Here is a 16,486-nt window from a genome sequence, read left to right on the forward strand (position 1 = left end):
CGCCCGCTGGCTGGCCCGGGTGATGCACGCCGCTTTCTTCGCGCTGCTCGGCGCCTCGCTGGTGCGGTTCCTGCTGCGCCACCCGTGGGCGGAGCTCGGCCCGTGGGTCGTGGCACTGTCGGTGGCGCTCGCCGCGCTGTACGTGGCGCCCGTACCGCGCCGCCTGGCCTGGCTGTGCACCGTCGTCGCGGTGTGGGTGGTGCTCGTGGTGCTGGCACCGAGCTTCGCGTGGTGCGCGGTGCCGCTGTTCTACACGGGGCTGCGGACGCTGCCGCCCCGCGCCGCGCTGGTGCTGGTGGCCCTGCTCACCGCGTTCGTCATGGCCGCGCAGCTCCGGCTCGCGGACGGCGGCATCGACCCGAACCTGCTGGTCGCGCCGCCCGCCGTCGCGGCCGTCGCCACCGCCGTGTTCGTCCACGCGCAGCGCCAGGCGGACCGGCTCGCCGCCACCGAGCGGCGCGAGGGCACCCTGGCGGAGCGGCAGCGGCTGTCCATGGAGATCCACGACACCCTCGCGCAGGGCCTGTCGAGCCAGCGCATGCTGCTGCAGGCCGCCGACCGCACCTGGGACGCCGACCCGGCCACCGCGCGCCGTCATGTCCGTACGGCCGCGTCGATCGCCGAGCGCAACCTCGCCGAGGCGCGCCGCTTCGTCCACGACCTGGCGCCGGCGGACCTCGCGGAGGGCGCGGGACTCGGGGAGGCGCTCGCCGCCCTCGCCGCCCGCGAACCGGGCCGGCTGCCCGTGGGCTTCCGGGTCGACGGCACACCGGTCGCCCTGCCCGACCGGGTGCGCTCGGCGCTGCTGCGGATCGCGCAGGGCGCGCTGGCGAACGTACGGGAGCACGCGGACGCCTCCTCGGCCGCGCTGACCCTCACCTATCTGGACGACCAGGTCGTCCTGGACATCGCCGACGACGGCCGCGGCTTCGACCCGGCCGCCCCGCCGCCGCCCGGCGACGGCCGCGGCCACGGCCTGCGCGCCGTCCGGGCCCGCGCCGAGCAACTCGGCGGCACCCTGACCGTCGAATCCACGCCCGGCGAGGGCACCGTCCTGTCCGTGTCGATCCCCCTGGAACAGCCGTGACCGTACGCCTCCTGCTGTGCGACGACCACGCCGTCGTACGCGCCGGGCTGCGCGCACTGCTCGGCAGCGCCCCCGGCATCGAGGTCGTCGGCGAGGCGGGCAGCGGCGAGGAGGCGGTCGCGATGGCCGCCAAGCTGCGTCCCGACGTCGTCCTGATGGACCTCCAGCTCGGCGCGGGCATCGACGGCGCCGAGGCGACGCGGCGGATCGCCGCGCCCGGGGTACGGGTGCTGGTCCTCACGACGTACGACACGGACGCCGACATCACCCGGGCCATCGACGCGGGCGCCGCCGGCTACCTGCTGAAGGCCGAGCGCCCGGAGGAGCTGTTCGCCGCCATCCACGCGGCCGCCGAGGGCCGCACGGCCCTCAGCCGTGTCGTCCACCGGAGACGGGCACCCGCCCTGACCGACCGCGAGCTGGACATCCTCGGTCAACTGGCCCGCGGGCTGAGCAACCGGGAGATCGCGCGGGCGCTGTTCATCAGCGAGGCGACGGTCAAGACGCACCTGGGCCGCATCTACACCAAGCTCGGCGTCGACACGCGTGCGGGCGCGGTGGCGGTGGCGAAGGAGCAGCGGCTGCTGCCCTGATCGCCTGCGCGGCGGTCGTAACCGGCCGGTCGAACCGCTGGCCGGACCCGGCCGGTGCCGACGGGGAACCGGGAGTCGTTCCGTCGCACGTGTGAGCGCACGCCCGGGCCGTGACACCATCGACCACGTGCTCGACATCGGCTACTCCCTCTCCCGCCGCTTCCCCGACCCCCCGCAGACGGACTACCGCCGCGCGGACGTCCACGCCCTGCGGCACGACCTGTTCTGCGGCGACGTCTACCTCGCGGACACCAAGACCGACCGGGAGGTGTCCACAGCCTGGGGGTGGGTCCCGGTGCTCGACTTCGCGTGGGCGCTGTGCGACATCGTCGAGCAGCTCGACCGCGACCCGCTCGGCAGCCGCTCCGCACGGCCGCAACAGGCGGAGCTCGACTTCACCGAGTCCTCGGACCGCATGCTCTTCGAGCGCCGCTTCGGCTGGGTGGACGTCGAGGCCGACTGGATGCCGGCCGACGAACCCCCGCTGACCTTCAGCCACGCCACCCTGCGCCGCGAGGCCCGCGACTTCCTCCACGACCTGATCGCCGACCTCGCGGACATGCACGAGGGCCTGGCGGACAACCCCGCGATCTGGACGCTCCAGTCCCGATTCCCCCGCCTGCCCTGACGGGGCGGGCCCGAACGCCGGCGCATCCACACGGCGCCCGAACCGGCCGCACCGCATCGCACCCCCGCTGCCGCACCGCACCGATGTCACACATCGGCAGCCCCCGTCCGTCGTCCTTCCGAAAGCACCCGATGCCCGGAGGGACGCGTACATGCCCAGCACCAGGACCATCACCGTCATCGGCGGCGGATTCGCCGGACTCACCGCCGCCATCACCGCCGCCGAGTCCGGCGCCCGGGTCACCCTGTACGAGGCGCACCGCGCCCCCGGCGGTCGCGCCCGGACCGCCGGAGGGCCGTACCGGACCAACGAAGGCCCCCACGCGCTGTACTGCCGTGGGCCCCACTGGGCCTGGCTGAAGCAGCGGGGCCTGCTCGGGCCGATGGCCGCCGTCCCCCTCCGGGAAGCGGCCCGGTTCCGGTTCCACCGAGGCGGCGCCCTGCGCCGTACCCCGCCGGCGGCCCTGCTGCGCCTGGCCCGCCGGGCCCCGGAACAGGCCCCCGTCGACAGCGACTTCACCACCTGGGCGACCGCCCACGCCGGACCCGCCGCCGCCCGCGCCGCAGCCCACTACGCGGCCGTCGCGCTCTTCCACCACGACCCCGGCTCCCTGTCCGCCCGGTTCGTGCAGGAGCGGCTGCACCGGGCCACCGCCCTGCCGCCCGAGGCGCACTACCCGCGCGGCGGCTGGGGCGAGGTCATCGACCGCATGGTCGCCCACGCCTGGAACCTCGGCGTACGCATCGAGACCTCCGCCCGCGTCGACGCCCTCCCGCACCGCACCGGTCCCGTCATCGTCGCCACCTCCCTCGACGCGGCCCGCCGCCTCCTGAAGGACCCGGCCCTCACCTGGCCCAGCGGCCGCACGGTCCTGCTCGACCTGGCCCTGCGCACCCACCGCAAGGACCCGTTCATCGTCTCCGACCTCGACGCACCCGGCTGGCTGGAACGCTTCACCGCGCAGGACCCCTCCCTCGCCCCCGCCGGCGAGCAGCTCCTCCAGGGCCAGTTCCCCCTCGCCCCGCACCGCCCGAAGGCCGACGGCATCGCCCACGCCGAACGCCTCCTCGACGCCGGCTTCCCGGACTGGCGCGAGCGCACGACGTGGCGCCGCGAGGCCCTCGCCCACGGGCGTACGGGCGCGGTCGACCACCCCGGCACCACCTGGCGCGACCGCCCCGCCATCGACCGCGGGGACGGCATCTACCTGGCGGGCGACCAGGTCGCCGCGCCCGGTGTGCTCGCCGAGGTGGCGTTCACCAGCGGCATCGAAGCCGCGACCCTCGCGCTCCGGCACAGCGGGGCCGCCGGGCCCGCCCGCACCACCGCCCCCGCTTCCGCCCCGGCCCCGTCTCCCGGCCTTGACCTCAAGCACGCTTGAGGCTGAAGCATCACCGTGTCACCACACCGCAGGAGACACGGGAGAGAGTCATGCACGCCATCCGCCTCCACACGTTCGGCCCCGCCGAGAACCTCATCCACGAGGAGACCGGCGACCCCGCCCCCGCACCCGGGCAGGTCCGGATCGCCGTCACGGCGGCCGGCGTGCACCTCCTCGACACCGCGCTGCGCCGGGGGATGCCCGGCCCCTTCCCCGCGCCCCCCGACCTGCCGACCATCCCCGGCCGCGAGGTCGCCGGCACCGTGGACGCCCTCGGCGAGGGCACCGACCCCGCCTGGCTCGGCAAGCGCGTCGTGGCCCACCTCGGCATGGCCCCCGGGGGCTACGCCGAACTCGCCGTCACCGACGCCGCCCGGCTCCACGAGATACCCCCCGCCCTCGACGACGCCGCGGCGGTCGCCATGATCGGCACGGGCCGCACCGCCCTGGGCATCCTCCAGTTCACCGACCTGGGCCCGGACAGCGTCGCCCTGATCACCGCGGCCGCGGGAGGCATCGGCACGCTCCTCGTCCAGTACGCCAAGAACGCCGGCGCCACCACCATCGGCCTCGCCGGCGGCCCGCGGAAGACCGCCCGCGTCACGGCCGAGGGCGCCGACCTCGCCGTCGACTACACGCTCCCCGACTGGCCGGAGCAGGTTCGCGCCCATCTCGGGGACCGCAGGGCCACGGTCGTCTTCGACGCCGTGGGCGGCGAGACAGGCCGCGCCGCCGTCGGCCTCCTCGGCAAGGGCGGACAGCACCTCGTGTACGGCTGGGCCGGCCGGGGCCCGCACGACGGCGAGCCGCTCACCTTCACCGCCGACGAGCTCGCCGAACGCGGCATCACCTCCGAGTCCGTGCTCGGTCCCCCGATGCTCGCCAAGGCCGGCGGCGACATCCGCACCCTGGAGCTGCGCTCCCTCGCCGAGGCCGCCGCGGGCCGGCTGCGCCCCGCCGTCCAGCGCTTCCCGCTCGCGGAAGCGGCGGCCGCCCACCGCGCCCTGGAGACCAGGGCGACGATGGGCAAGGTCGTCCTCGTCCCCTGACCACCGGGACGGCACCCGCCCCACGGCCCGGCCGACAGCCGGCCAGACCGGCCGGACCACCACCGTCGGCCGGACCACCCACCGGCCCCGCCGGACCACCCACCGAGAAGGACGACCGCCCACGACGACCGGCGGAGCCGCCGGCGACTACGCGGCACCCAGCCGCGCCAGCGCGCCGTCGGTCAGCCGGTACACCGTCCACTCGTCCTGCGGCCGCGCGCCCAGCGACTCGTAGAAGGCGATCGACGGCGCGTTCCAGTTCAGTACGGCCCACTCCAGCCGCTCGTACCCGCGCTCCACACAGATCCGCGCCAGCTCCCGCAGCAACGCCTTCCCGTGCCCGCCGCCCCGCGCCTCCGGCCGCACGTACAGGTCCTCCAGGTAGATGCCGTGCACCCCGCGCCACGTCGAGAAGTTGAGGAACCACAGCGCGAAGCCGACGACCTCGCCCTCCTCGTTCTCGGCGATGTGCGCGTACGCCGCCGGCCGCTCGCCGAACAGCGCCTCCCTCAGGTGCTCCTCACTCGCCCGCACCTCGTCGAGCGCCTTCTCGTACTCGGCGAGCTCGCGGACCATCGCATGAATGACGGGGACGTCGTCGACAACAGCTGCACGAATCATGAGCGCAGCCTAGGTCGTGGCAGCTCCGGCGGAGCGTTCGGATGCACGCAGGCCCCGCGGGCACCTCGATCACTCCGCGCGCCATCCAGTAACGTCCCGCCACACGCGTCCACACCCCCCGGAAGCACCCAAGGAACCACATGAACACCGTCAACGGCGGCATATCGTTCTGGTACGCACAGGAGGGCACCCCCGCCCCGCGCGAGCCGCTGCCCGGTGACACCACAGCCGACGTCTGCATCGTCGGCGGCGGATACACCGGCCTGTGGACCGCGTACTACCTGAAGAAGGCCGTCCCCTTCCTCAACATCGTCGTCCTGGAAGGGAAGTTCTGCGGCTACGGCGCTTCGGGCCGCAACGGCGGCTGGCTGTACAACGGCATCGCCGGCCGCGCCCGCTACGCCCGGCGCCACGGCCACGACGCCGCCGTACGCCTCCAGCAGGCCATGAACGACACCGTCACCGAAGTCGTCAAGGTCGCCGCCGACGAACGCATCGACGCCGACATCCACCAGGGCGGCGTCCTCGAGATCGCGTACACCCCCGCCCAGCTGGCCCGGCTCAAGGACCACCACTCGGTCGAGGTGGCCTTCGGCGAGACCGACCGCCGACTGCTCGGCGCCCGCGAAACCGCCGAACGCGTCCGCGTCACCGGCGCCGTCGGCTCCAGCTGGACCCCGCACGGCGCCCGCATCCACCCCGTGAAGCTGATCAAGGGCCTCGCCGCGGCCGTGGAAGCCCTCGGCGTCACCGTCCACGAATCGACGCCCGTCACCGAGATCAAGCCCAAGCACGCCATCACCCCCTACGGCACCGTGCGCGCCCCCTACGTCCTGCGCTGCACCGAAGGCTTCACCGCGAACCTCAAGGGCCACAAGCGCACCTGGCTCCCCATGAACTCCTCCATGATCGCCACCGAGCCCCTCCCCGCCGCCGTCTGGGACGAGATCGGCTGGAGCGGCCGCGAGACCCTCGGCGACATGGCCCACGCCTACATGTACGCCCAGCGCACCGCCGACGACCGCATCGCCCTCGGCGGCCGCGGCATCCCCTACCGCTACGGATCCAAGACCGACAACGACGGCCGCACCCAGCCCGCCACCGTCGAAGCCCTGCGCGACATCCTGATCCGCTTCTTCCCCCGGCTCGCAGGCGTCGGGATCGCCCACGCCTGGTCCGGCGTCCTCGGCGTCCCCCGCGACTGGTGCGCCACCGTCACCCTCGACCGTTCCACCGGCCTCGGCTGGGCCGGCGGCTACGTCGGCTCGGGCGTCGCCACCGCCAACCTCGCCGCCCGTACCCTGCGCGACCTGATCCAGCAGGACTCCGGCCAGTCGGGCCCCACCGACCTGACCACCCTCCCCTGGGTGAACCACAAGGTCCGCGCCTGGGAACCCGAACCGCTGCGCTGGCTCGGCGTCCAGGCCCTCTACGCCGCCTACCGCACCGCCGACCACCGCGAGGCGACCGCCCACACCCCCGCCACCCACCGCCTGGCCGCCCTCGCCGACCGCGTCTCGGGCCGCCACTGACCCCCGCCGGACACGTGAAAGGCCCCGGACCGCGACAGGTCCGGGGCCTCGCCCCTGGCAGGCGGCCCTCAGCCGTACCGGCTGAACAGCGCCTGCAGATACTCCTCCAGGCGGTGGGCGAGCACGGCCGGGGTCAGGTCCACCCGCCCCAGATCCCGCCACGGCCCGGCCACCTTCTCCGCGTCCGGCGCGAAAGCGAGTGCGTCCAGAAGGCGCCAGTACAGGTGATCGGCCGGATCGTCGCTGATCGCGCCCCCGGCCGCCAGGTAGTGGTCCACCAGCCGCATACCGGCAGGGACCCCGTGCAGCAGCGCCAGCGCGGTGGAACAGTGGGCCACGTCCAGGTCGGCGGGCCCCCAGGATGTCTCGACCCAGTCGACGACACCGGTGATCACCAGATCGGCACCGTGCCCGCCGAACAGCACGTTGCCGGGGTGGAAGTCGCGGTGCAGGAAGCAGGGCCGGTGGGCGGGCGGATCACGCCGGATGACCTCCACGGCACGCGACCACAACTCCGGCCCTACCGTCCCGACCGGGACCTGCACCCGCTCGGGACTCGTCCACGCCTGGTACGCACGCGGCCGGTCGCGCTCCGGTACGGGCATCGCGTGCAGCGCCGCCAGCTGCCGGGCCAGGAGCCCGGTCCTCCGCTCGACGTCGTCCTCGTCGAGCCGCACACTCCCGGGAAGCAGCGACATCAGCAGCGAAGGATGATCACAGTGCTCCGCCGCGGCGTCCACGCCCCACAGGGACGCCGCCGGCACGTCCGTACCGGCGAGCAGACCGAGGACGCCGGCCTCGCGGGTGAGGAGCCCGACCGCGTGCTTCACGTAGAAGGGCTTGACGAACGACCGCAGCACCAGCGAGTACGGCGCCCCTCGCCCCTCGATGTCGAGACGCCGCATCCAGGACGTCCACCCGCCCCGCAGCTCCGCGACCGCGCGTATGCGGTCCCCGGGGGGCAGTCTCCGCTCCACCCATGCCCGGGTGCTGTCCCAACTGCGGCCGTCCGCCGCGCTGTCCACCACCGCGATGCCCTCGTCCCCAGCCATGGGAGCAGCGTAGTGATCGGCAGGGAGCACCACGGGGAAAGCCGAAGACCCCCCCGCCGTGATCGGCGAGGGGTCTTCACCTTGGAGCCCCCTGTCGGGTTCGAACCGACGACCCCCGCTTTACAAGAGCGGTGCTCTGGCCAGCTGAGCTAAGGAGGCACTCCGCACGAGTGTAGCCGGACACCGGGTCCCTTCGGGTCGGAAATTCGCCGTCCTCGAACTACTGACAGACGGCATTCCGCCAGGTAGCGTCACCCGGAGTTCACTCGCGTGGACTAGACCCATCCATTCCTTCCACTCGGATCGTCCGGCACGTTCCTGCCGGTGAAGGGACCGCATCACCATGGCCACTGTCACGTTCGACAAGGCGACCCGGATCTACCCGGGGTCCACCAAGCCCGCCGTCGACCAGCTCGAGATCGAGATCGCGGACGGCGAGTTCCTCGTCCTCGTCGGTCCGTCCGGCTGCGGCAAGTCCACCTCGCTGCGCATGCTCGCCGGTCTGGAGGACGTCAACGGCGGCGCCATCCGCATCGGGGAGCGGGACGTCACGCACCTGCCGCCGAAGGACCGGGACATCGCCATGGTGTTCCAGAACTACGCGCTGTACCCGCACATGACCGTCGCCGACAACATGGGCTTCGCGCTCAAGATCGCCGGCGTCAACAAGGCGGAGATCCGCAAGAAGGTCGAGGAGGCCGCGAAGATCCTCGACCTGACCGAGTACCTGGACCGCAAGCCGAAGGCGCTCTCCGGCGGTCAGCGGCAGCGTGTCGCGATGGGCCGCGCCATCGTGCGCGAGCCGCAGGTGTTCCTCATGGACGAGCCGCTGTCGAACCTCGACGCCAAGCTCCGTGTGTCCACCCGGACGCAGATCGCGAGCCTCCAGCGCCGTCTGGGCATCACTACGGTGTACGTCACGCACGACCAGGTCGAGGCGCTGACCATGGGTGACCGCGTCGCCGTGCTCAAGGACGGTCTGCTCCAGCAGGTCGACAGCCCGCGCAACATGTACGACCGGCCGGCGAACGTCTTCGTCGCCGGGTTCATCGGCTCCCCCGCCATGAACCTGGTCGAGGTGCCGATCACCGACGGCGGTGTGAAGTTCGGCAACAGCGTGGTCCCGGTGTCCCGCGACGCGCTGGCCGCCGCCACCGCCCGGGGCGACAAGACCGTGACGGTCGGCATCCGGCCCGAGCACTTCGACGTGTCCGGCGCCGACAGCGACCAGGGTGTCGCCGTCCTCGTCAACGTCGTCGAGGAGCTCGGCGCCGATGGCTACGTGTACGGCTCGGCGCGCGTCGGCGGTGCGGACGACAAGGACCTGGTCGTCCGCGTCGGTGGCCGCTCCGTCCCGCAGAAGGGCGCCACGCTGCACGTCGTGCCGCGTCCGACCGAGATGCACGTCTTCTCGACCTCGACGGGCGAGCGCCTCAGCGACTGACGCCGCGCCGCGGTACCGACCGCGGTAAAACTCGTACACGGCCCCGCACTTCGGTGCGGGGCCGTGTGCGTACCTTGATCACGGTTGTCGACAAATACCCCGGCACTCCGGTCAATTCGGACGCGTTCGTCAACTGCTGATTCGAAAAGGAGCATCGAACCATCCCTCGAGAGGGTGACTAAATGTCTCCAAATCATCACCGGCCGCTACGCTCACGTCCGTGACCCACACAGCACGCCGCATCGGCCGCACTCTCGCCCTCGTCCTGCCCGTCGTCCTGGTGCTCTCCGGAACTCTCGCGGTCACCAGTGTCCCGTGGGCCGGCAGCCGTCCCGAGTCGCAGTTGCTCACCGCGTCCTCGGAGAACGTCTCGGTACGGGCCAAGTCCCGTGCCCCGCAGGATATTCTGCGTGACCGCCTCCTCGCACAGCTTCAGGAGGAAAGCCCCGGGGCCGCGCTGACCGGCCTGCAGCGCGCGGTGGAGGAGCGTCCGTCGCTCGCCCGTCACTGCATGTCGATCGCCCGCGCGCTCGGCCGCGCCGCCGTCCTGCACTACGGGCCCGTACGCGCCCAGTCGTTCTCCCGCCCCGTCTGTGACACGTCGTACGCGTCCGGTGTCGCGCGCGAGAGCTGATGGACCACGCTCCTCCGACGCAGGCCGTGATCCTGGCCGGAGGCCAGGGCTCGCGCCTGCGCCCGTACACCGATGACCGCCCCAAGCCGATGGTCGAGATCCCGGGAACCGGGACCCCGATCATCGGCCATCAGCTTTCCTGGCTGGCCGCGGAGGGCGTCACGCACGCCGTCGTCTCCTGCGGCCATCTCGCGGCCGTCCTCCAGCAGTGGCTGGAGACGGCCGAACTGCCGTTGCGCGTCACCACGGTCGTCGAACCCGAGCCGCTGGGCCGGGGCGGCGGCCTGAAGTACGCGGCCGCGCACCTGCCGCTGCCCGACGAGCCGTGGTACGCGACGAACGGGGACATCTGGACGCGCTTCTCGCTGCGTGAGATGGCCGCGTTCCACACCGAGCGGGACGCCACCGCCACGCTGGCGCTGGCACGGCCCCGTATCCCCTGGGGAGCCGTCGAGACCGACGCCTTCGGGCACATCACCGACTTCATCGAGTCGCCGCCGTCCCCGTATCTGATCAATGCGGGGGTGTACGTCTTCTCCCCCGCCTTCACCGGCCTGTTGCCGGAGGTGGGCGACCACGAGCGCACCACGTTCCCGTGGCTGGCGCGCGACCGGCGCCTGGCGGGCTTTCCGCTGCCGCAGGGCGCGTACTGGCGTGCCATCGATACGGCGAAGGACCTCGCGGAGGCGGCGAAGGAGCTGGCCTCGTACGGCTCGTGAGAGCCGCTCCTCGCACAGGCGCACAACACAACACGGCACAGCGCAGCAGGAGGGCCGGTCACCCGGGGGTGACCGGCCCTCCTGCTGGGGGCGTACGGCTCAGCCGAGCAGGCCGCCGATCGGGTTGCGGTTCCCGCCGGTCGAGCTGCCGCCGTCGTCGGAGCCGCCCGAGCCGTTGTTGTCGGAGCCGCCGGTGCCACCGCCGCCGGAACTGCCGGTGCTGCCGCTGGAGGACGGGCCGGCGCTGCTGGACGGCGGGTCCACGGGCTGGGGCTGCTCCGGGGGCTGCTGACCGATGCCCTGCGTGGCGGTCGGCCGCTGCTCCTCCATGCGCTCGGTCTCCTGGACGCTCCCGGCCGGTGACGACTCGTCGGCCGACGGGCTCGTGGAGGTCGACGCCGACGGCTCGGGCCGGCGGCTCGAGCTCTCACGGGAGGCGGGGGACCGGGTGCCGGGCTCCTGCGGGAGGGGCTGGCCGGGGAGGTGGTTGGTCGGGTCGTCGTTCGGCCCGGGCACGGTGACCATCTCCGTGGAGCGGACGGCTCCGCCGAGCACCGAGCCGATGAGGAGGGTCAGGCCGACCACGACGGCCGCCACGACGGCGCCGCGCCGCAGGACGCGGCGGCGCAGGTCCCACAGGGCGGAGCGGGGGCCGAGCGTGCGCCATGCCTCGCCCGCGAGGCGGCCGTCGATGGAGTAGACGGGCGCACCGGCGATGATCAGCGGCGACCAGGCGGCGAGGTAGACGATGTCGGGCGCGTCGTACGCGGGGACGGTGCGCCAGCTGACGGTGAGGATGAGCGCGGCGGACAGGAGCGCGCCGAAGACGGCGGCCACCCGCTGCCAGAGGCCGAGGACGGTCAGCACGCCGACGACGACCTGGGCGAAGGCGACGGTCAGTCCGGCGCCGACGGGGTGGGCGAGGGCGAAGTCGCGCAGCGGTTCGGCGGCCGGCCAGGGGTGGAGGGAGGTGAGCCAGCTGACCATGGAGCCGCGCTCGCCGCCGTCGAAGTAGACGGGGTCGCAGAGCTTGCCCATGCCGGCGTAGATGGAGATGAAGCCGAGGAAGACGCGCAGGGGCAGCAGGACGACGCCGAGGTTCATGCGGCGGCCGGGGTAGTACGCGTGCCGCTGGGCGGCGGCGCTGTCGGCGTACTCGGCGGCGCGGGCCGCGGCGCGTGCGGCGGGAGGCGCGACGTCGCGCTCGGGCCGGGGCGCGTAGCCGTGGGGCGGGGTGCCGTCCTCGTCACGCCGGCCGTAGGGGACGCGCTGGTACTCGTCGTAGGCGCTCTCGGCGCGCCGCATGGGCGGCAGGAGCGGCGTGGGCATGGTGTCGTCGGTGAGGTCGAGGCGCGGGATGACCTGGGTGGCGCCGGCGTCGCGCGACGGGTCGAGGGTGTCCACGATGGCGGATTCGCGTACGGCTTGGAGCAGGCCGGTCGCTCCGGGGTCCCCGGGCGAGGACTTGCCGCTCCACACGACGGGCGCCCGCCGTCGTCCCCCCGCGCCGCCCGTGCTCATGGCGGGTACGCGGCTGGTTTCGGCGAACCGAGGCTTCTTCACCGGGGCGAGCTGCACCCGGAAACTGGCGTGGTTCACGATGACCTGCGCGGGATCGCAATCCACCTTGACCATGCTCAACGCAGGCTGATCGTCGAACCCGGGCCGGGGCGTTCTGGTGTCCACACTCATCTAACCGAGTGATGCGGGGTTAGGACACTGCCTTGACGCAGGAGAAATGTCCGAGACCCGTCAAGATCATGACGGGTCCCGGAAGGTGGCGCGGATCAGGCGCGGCGGCGGGCCGCCTCGTAGAGCACGACGCCGGCCGCGACGCCCGCGTTGAGGGACTCGGCGCCGCCGGGCATCGGGATGCGCACGAGGAAGTCGCAGGTCTCGCCGACCAGTCGGGACAGGCCCTTGCCCTCGCTGCCGACGACGATGACGACCGGGCCGCCGAGGGCCTCCAGCTCGCCGACCTCGGTGTCGCCGTCCGCGGCCAGGCCGACGACGGTGATGCCGGCCTTCTGGTACGCCTCCAGGGCGCGGGTGAGGTTGGTGGCGCGGGCGACCGGGGTGCGGGCGGCGGTGCCCGCGGCGGTCTTCCAGGCGCCGGCGGTCATGCCGGCCGCGCGGCGCTCGGGGACGACCACGCCGTGGCCGCCGAAGGCGGAGACGGAGCGGACGACGGCGCCGAGGTTGCGCGGGTCGGTGACGCCGTCGAGGGCGACGATCAGCGGGTCCTCGCCGTCGTCGAAGGCGGCGGCGGCCAGGTCCTCGGGGTGGGCGTACTCGTACGGCGGGACCTGGAGGACGAGGCCCTGGTGGTTGAGGCCGTTCGTCATCCGGTCGAGCTCGGCGCGGGGGGCCTCCATGAGGTTGATCCCGCCGCGGTCGGCCGCGAGCTTGAGCGCGTCGCGCACCCGCTCGTCGTTGTCGATGAACTGCTGGACGTACAGGGTCGTCGCGGGGACGCCGTCGCGCAGGGCCTCGAAGACGGGGTTGCGGCCGACGACCATCTCGGACAGGCCCTTGCCGCCGCGGCGGGCGACCTGGCGGCGGTGCGCCTGCTTGGCCTTGGCGTTGGCGACGCGGTTCTTCACATGGCCCTTGCGGGCGGACGCGGGCGGCGTGGGGCCCTTGCCTTCCAGGCCCCGGCGCCGCTGGCCACCGCTGCCGACCGTCGCGCCCTTCTTGTTGGACGTGCGGCGGTTCCTGCGCTGGCTGTTCCCGGCCATGAGCTACCTACTTCGTGTGTCCGCGGATTGCGGGTGGTGCGTACGTACGTCTCTATGAAGTGTGCCGCGTGGGCTCAGCGGGTGCCGAGCGTCCACCGCGGGCCGTCGGGGCCGTCCTCGATGGCGAGGCCGGACTGGCCGAGCTGGTCGCGGATCGCGTCGGCCGTCGCCCAGTCCTTGCGGGCCCGGGCGGACTCGCGCTGGTCGAGGACCATGCGGACGAGGCTGTCGACCACGCCGTGGAGGTCCTCGCCGCGGTCGGACTCGACGGCCCACTGCGGGTCGAGCGGGTCGAGACCGAGGACGCCGAGCATGGCGCGGACCTCGGCGAGGCGCTCCACGGCGGCTTCCTTGTCGTCGGCGGCCAGGGCGCTGTTGCCCTGGCGGACGGTGGTGTGGATGACCGCGAGCGCCTGCGGGACGCCCAGGTCGTCGTCCATCGCCTCGGCGAAGGCGGGCGGGACCTCGGCGGCGGGCTCGACGGTCTTGCCGGTCTTCTCCACCACGCGCTGGATGAAGCCCTCGATGCGCGCGAAGGCGGACTCCGCCTCGCGCAGCGCCTCCTCGCTGTACTCGATCATCGACCGGTAGTGCGGGGTGCCGAGGTAGTAGCGCAGGACGATGGGGCGCCACTGCTTGACCATCTCGCTGACGAGGACGGAGTTGCCGAGCGACTTCGACATCTTCTCGCCGCTCATGGTCACCCAGGCGTTGTGCACCCAGTAGCGGGCGAAGTCGTCGCCGTACGCCTTGGCCTGGGCGATCTCGTTCTCGTGGTGCGGGAAGACCAGGTCGAGTCCGCCGCCGTGGATGTCGAAGGCGGAGCCGAGGTACTTGTGCGCCATGGCCGAGCACTCCAGGTGCCAGCCGGGGCGGCCGCGGCCCCACGGCGTCTCCCAGTCGGGCTCGCCGGGCTTGGTGGCCTTCCACATGGCGAAGTCGCGGGGGTCGCGCTTGCCGGAGACGCCTTCGTCGGGCTGGCGCAGATCGTCGATGTCCTGGTTGGACAGCGACAGGTACGCGGGGAAGGAGCGGACGTCGAAGTAGACGCTGCCGTCGGCGACGTAGGCGTGACCGCGCTCGATGAGACCGCGCATCATCTCGACCATCTCGGGGACGTGTCCGGTGGCGCGCGGCTCGTAGGTGGGCGGGAGGCAGCCGAGCGCCTCGTACCCGTCGTTGAACGCGCGCTCGTTCTCGTACCCGATCGCCCACCAGGGGCGGCCCTGGTCGGCGGACTTGGTGATGATCTTGTCGTCGATGTCCGTGACGTTGCGGACGAACGTGACCTGGTGGCCGCGGTACTCGAACCAGCGGCGCAGGATGTCGAAGTTCAGCCCGGACCGGATGTGCCCGATGTGGGGTGCCGCCTGCACGGTGGCGCCACAGAGGTAGATCGAGACGTGGCCCGGCGTGAGCGGGGTGAAGTCGCGGATCTGCCGGGCGCTGGTGTCGTACAGACGAATAGTCACCCCTCCAGGGTAGTGGGCCGGGGCCAGTGCCCTGTGCCCGTACGGCGAACAGTGGCTCAGGCGTTGCGGACGAGGAGTGCCGTGGCGATGGCGGCGAGCCCCTCGGCGCGGCCGGTCAGCCCGAGACCGTCGGTCGTCGTGCCGGACACGGCCACGGGGGCGCCGGCCGCCGCGCTCAGTGCCTTCTGCGCCTCGTCGCGCCGCTTGCCGATCTTCGGGCGTACGCCGATGACCTGGACGGCGATGTTGCCGATCTCGAAGCCCTCGGCGCGGACGATCCTGGCGGCCTCGGCGAGCAGCGTGACGCCGGAGGCGCCGGACCACTCGGGGCGCGAGGTGCCGAAGTGCGCGCCGAGGTCGCCGATGCCGGCCGCGGAGAACAGGGCGTCGCAGGCGGCGTGGGCGGCGACGTCGCCGTCGGAGTGCCCGGCGAGCCCGTAACCGTCGGAGTCCTCCCAGAGCAGGCCCGCGCACCACAGCTCGCGGCCCTTCTCGAAGGCGTGGACGTCGGTGCCGATACCGACGCTGGGGAGGCTAGAAGCCATCGGTGGCCCTCCTGCGGGCGAGTACGGCCTCGGCGAGGACGAGGTCGAGCGGGCGGGTCACCTTGAACGCCTCCTCGTGACCGGGGACGACCACGACGGGCAGGCCGAGCTGCTCGACCAGGCCGGCGTCGTCGGTGACGTCACCGGTGGCGGTCCCGTGCGCGCGCAGGAGCGTGTCGCGGTCGAAGCCCTGCGGGGTCTGCACGGCGCGGAGCGTGGCTCGCTCGGGGGTGGCGACGACCGGTTCCGGCTCGCCCTTCTCGCGCGGCTCGACCTGCTTGACGGTGTCGGCGAGCGGGAGCGCGGGCACGACGGCGACGGCACCGTCCCGTACGGCCTCGACGACCGCGTCGACGGTGTCGACGGGCACGAGGGGGCGGGCGGCGTCGTGGACGAGGACGGTGGTGATGCCTGCGGGCAGGGCGTCCAGGCCGAGGCGGACGGATTCCTGGCGGGTCTCGCCGCCGGGCACGACGAGGTAGTCGGTCCGCTCGGGCAGCGCGTGCGTGTCGAGGAGGTTCTTGACCTCGCCGGCCCCGTCGGGCGGGGCGACCACGACGACCAGGGAGACCGCGCGGGAGGCCGCCATGGCGCGGACCGCGTGGATGAGCATGGGCGTGCCGTTCAGCGCGCGCAGCGCTTTGGGCGCGCCGGGGCCGAGCCGTACGCCCCGGCCCGCCGCGGGGATCACGGCGGCGGTGCGGGTTACGGGTGCGGGGCCTGCTTCGTCTGACATCGGTTGCACTCCGGCAGGTTTGTTGACTCGGCCGATCTGGGTATGGCCTCAAGCGACGGCGACGCCTTGACCGGACCCTTCCGTGACCCTGGTCGAGCGGGCCGGGCCGCGCGGCTTCCCCGGTGTCGCCCGCGTGGTGTGGTGCCCCCGGCATGAGACATGCGCGGTGGGGTACGGGTGTACCCGGGACGGATCCGGGGGCCGGACATGCCGCAGCGCCCGGCGACGAAGCTGTGGATCAGGTGGATCACAGCA

General features: G+C 73.1%; 16 protein-coding genes and 1 tRNA gene. 9 read left to right on the forward strand and 8 right to left on the reverse strand.

Annotation, left to right across the window (positions count from 1 at the left end; translation table 11 throughout):
• Nucleotides 1-22 precede the first annotated feature (22 nt).
• The 5 genes from IH00_RS0113925 to IH00_RS0113945 all read left to right on the forward strand — a co-directional run bounded on the left by IH00_RS0113925 (nt 23) and on the right by IH00_RS0113945 (nt 4,738).
• Nucleotides 23-1,087: a sensor histidine kinase gene (locus IH00_RS0113925; RefSeq protein ID WP_052411381.1), complete on the forward strand. Its 1,065-nt coding sequence runs from the start codon at nt 23-25 to the stop codon at nt 1,085-1,087.
• Nucleotides 1,084-1,680: a response regulator gene (locus IH00_RS0113930; protein ID WP_031073285.1), complete on the forward strand. Its 597-nt coding sequence runs from the start codon at nt 1,084-1,086 to the stop codon at nt 1,678-1,680. Before IH00_RS0113925 ends, IH00_RS0113930 begins: the two co-directional genes overlap by 4 nt.
• Nucleotides 1,681-1,807: 127 nt before the next feature.
• Nucleotides 1,808-2,308: a hypothetical protein gene (locus IH00_RS0113935; protein WP_031073287.1), complete on the forward strand. Its 501-nt coding sequence runs from the start codon at nt 1,808-1,810 to the stop codon at nt 2,306-2,308.
• A gap of 151 nt (nt 2,309-2,459) precedes the next feature.
• Entirely contained in the window at nt 2,460-3,689 is a 1,230-nt protein-coding gene (locus IH00_RS0113940) for an NAD(P)-binding protein (protein ID WP_039946874.1), read from the forward strand.
• Nucleotides 3,690-3,739: 50 nt separating this feature from the next.
• Nucleotides 3,740-4,738 carry a zinc-binding dehydrogenase gene (locus IH00_RS0113945; RefSeq protein ID WP_031073291.1) on the forward strand — a complete coding sequence of 333 codons (999 nt, stop codon included), beginning with the start codon at nt 3,740-3,742 and terminating at the stop codon, nt 4,736-4,738.
• Nucleotides 4,739-4,885: 147 nt separating this feature from the next.
• Here IH00_RS0113945 and IH00_RS0113950 read toward each other — a convergent pair whose 3' ends face one another.
• Nucleotides 4,886-5,359 (reverse strand): GNAT family N-acetyltransferase, encoded by a 474-nt coding sequence (locus IH00_RS0113950; protein ID WP_031073293.1) that lies wholly within the window; start codon nt 5,357-5,359, stop codon nt 4,886-4,888.
• Nucleotides 5,360-5,499: 140 nt separating this feature from the next.
• Between IH00_RS0113950 and IH00_RS0113955 the strand changes: the two genes are divergently transcribed.
• Complete coding sequence (locus tag IH00_RS0113955; RefSeq protein WP_031073294.1) at nt 5,500-6,891, forward strand: NAD(P)/FAD-dependent oxidoreductase; 1,392 nt, start codon at nt 5,500-5,502, stop codon at nt 6,889-6,891.
• Nucleotides 6,892-6,959: 68 nt separating this feature from the next.
• Here IH00_RS0113955 and IH00_RS0113960 read toward each other — a convergent pair whose 3' ends face one another.
• Complete coding sequence (locus IH00_RS0113960; protein WP_031073295.1) at nt 6,960-7,943, reverse strand: phosphotransferase family protein; 984 nt, start codon at nt 7,941-7,943, stop codon at nt 6,960-6,962.
• Between the two features lie 82 nt (nt 7,944-8,025).
• A tRNA-Thr gene (locus tag IH00_RS0113965) sits at nt 8,026-8,102 on the reverse strand.
• 184 nt (nt 8,103-8,286) lie between these two features.
• Between IH00_RS0113965 and IH00_RS0113970 the strand changes: the two genes are divergently transcribed.
• From IH00_RS0113970 to IH00_RS0113980, 3 genes are all read left to right on the forward strand, one after another.
• Nucleotides 8,287-9,387, forward strand: a complete 1,101-nt coding sequence (locus IH00_RS0113970; RefSeq protein WP_031073297.1) for an ABC transporter ATP-binding protein — start codon at nt 8,287-8,289, stop codon at nt 9,385-9,387.
• 220 nt (nt 9,388-9,607) lie between these two features.
• Nucleotides 9,608-10,021 (forward strand): hypothetical protein, encoded by a 414-nt coding sequence (locus tag IH00_RS0113975; protein WP_031073299.1) that lies wholly within the window; start codon nt 9,608-9,610, stop codon nt 10,019-10,021.
• Nucleotides 10,021-10,740, forward strand: coding sequence for a nucleotidyltransferase family protein (locus IH00_RS0113980; RefSeq protein ID WP_031073301.1), 720 nt, complete (start codon nt 10,021-10,023; stop codon nt 10,738-10,740). Before IH00_RS0113975 ends, IH00_RS0113980 begins: the two co-directional genes overlap by 1 nt.
• Nucleotides 10,741-10,839: 99 nt before the next feature.
• On the opposite strand, the gene IH00_RS0113985 is transcribed toward IH00_RS0113980, so the two are convergent.
• From IH00_RS0113985 to ispD, 5 genes are all read right to left on the reverse strand, one after another.
• Entirely contained in the window at nt 10,840-12,432 is a 1,593-nt protein-coding gene (locus IH00_RS0113985) for a DoxX family protein (RefSeq protein ID WP_199819750.1), read from the reverse strand.
• 95 nt (nt 12,433-12,527) lie between these two features.
• Nucleotides 12,528-13,478: a 23S rRNA (guanosine(2251)-2'-O)-methyltransferase RlmB gene (gene rlmB, locus IH00_RS0113990; RefSeq protein ID WP_031073304.1), complete on the reverse strand. Its 951-nt coding sequence runs from the start codon at nt 13,476-13,478 to the stop codon at nt 12,528-12,530.
• A gap of 74 nt (nt 13,479-13,552) precedes the next feature.
• Nucleotides 13,553-14,950, reverse strand: a complete 1,398-nt coding sequence (gene cysS / locus IH00_RS0113995) for a cysteine--tRNA ligase (RefSeq protein ID WP_031073306.1) — start codon at nt 14,948-14,950, stop codon at nt 13,553-13,555.
• A gap of 56 nt (nt 14,951-15,006) precedes the next feature.
• Nucleotides 15,007-15,495 carry a 2-C-methyl-D-erythritol 2,4-cyclodiphosphate synthase gene (gene ispF / locus IH00_RS0114000; protein ID WP_031073308.1) on the reverse strand — a complete coding sequence of 163 codons (489 nt, stop codon included), beginning with the start codon at nt 15,493-15,495 and terminating at the stop codon, nt 15,007-15,009.
• A complete protein-coding gene (ispD, locus tag IH00_RS0114005) occupies nt 15,485-16,231 on the reverse strand; it encodes a 2-C-methyl-D-erythritol 4-phosphate cytidylyltransferase (RefSeq protein ID WP_031073310.1) in 747 nt (248 codons plus the stop codon). Before ispD ends, ispF begins: the two co-directional genes overlap by 11 nt.
• Between the last annotated feature and the right edge of the window lie 255 nt (nt 16,232-16,486).

It is taken from the genome of Streptomyces sp. NRRL S-118 (genome assembly GCF_000716335.1).
Lineage (GTDB): Bacteria > Actinomycetota > Actinomycetes > Streptomycetales > Streptomycetaceae > Streptomyces.

Excerpts from the sequence above, each read along its gene's own strand:
- IH00_RS0113925 (WP_052411381.1), top strand. The coding sequence starts at position 23 with ATGCACGCCGCTTTCTTCGCGCTGCTCGGCGCCTCGCTGGTGCGGTTC.
- IH00_RS0113940 (WP_039946874.1), top strand. The coding sequence starts at position 2,460 with ATGCCCAGCACCAGGACCATCACCGTCATCGGCGGCGGATTCGCCGGA.
- IH00_RS0113945 (WP_031073291.1), top strand. The coding sequence starts at position 3,740 with ATGCACGCCATCCGCCTCCACACGTTCGGCCCCGCCGAGAACCTCATC.
- IH00_RS0113950 (WP_031073293.1), bottom strand. The coding sequence starts at position 5,359 with ATGATTCGTGCAGCTGTTGTCGACGACGTCCCCGTCATTCATGCGATG.
- IH00_RS0113955 (WP_031073294.1), top strand. The coding sequence starts at position 5,500 with ATGAACACCGTCAACGGCGGCATATCGTTCTGGTACGCACAGGAGGGC.
- IH00_RS0113960 (WP_031073295.1), bottom strand. The coding sequence starts at position 7,943 with ATGGCTGGGGACGAGGGCATCGCGGTGGTGGACAGCGCGGCGGACGGC.
- IH00_RS0113970 (WP_031073297.1), top strand. The coding sequence starts at position 8,287 with ATGGCCACTGTCACGTTCGACAAGGCGACCCGGATCTACCCGGGGTCC.
- IH00_RS0113980 (WP_031073301.1), top strand. The coding sequence starts at position 10,021 with ATGGACCACGCTCCTCCGACGCAGGCCGTGATCCTGGCCGGAGGCCAG.
- IH00_RS0113985 (WP_199819750.1), bottom strand. The coding sequence starts at position 12,432 with ATGAGTGTGGACACCAGAACGCCCCGGCCCGGGTTCGACGATCAGCCT.
- rlmB (WP_031073304.1), bottom strand. The coding sequence starts at position 13,478 with ATGGCCGGGAACAGCCAGCGCAGGAACCGCCGCACGTCCAACAAGAAG.
- ispF (WP_031073308.1), bottom strand. The coding sequence starts at position 15,495 with ATGGCTTCTAGCCTCCCCAGCGTCGGTATCGGCACCGACGTCCACGCC.
- ispD (WP_031073310.1), bottom strand. The coding sequence starts at position 16,231 with ATGTCAGACGAAGCAGGCCCCGCACCCGTAACCCGCACCGCCGCCGTG.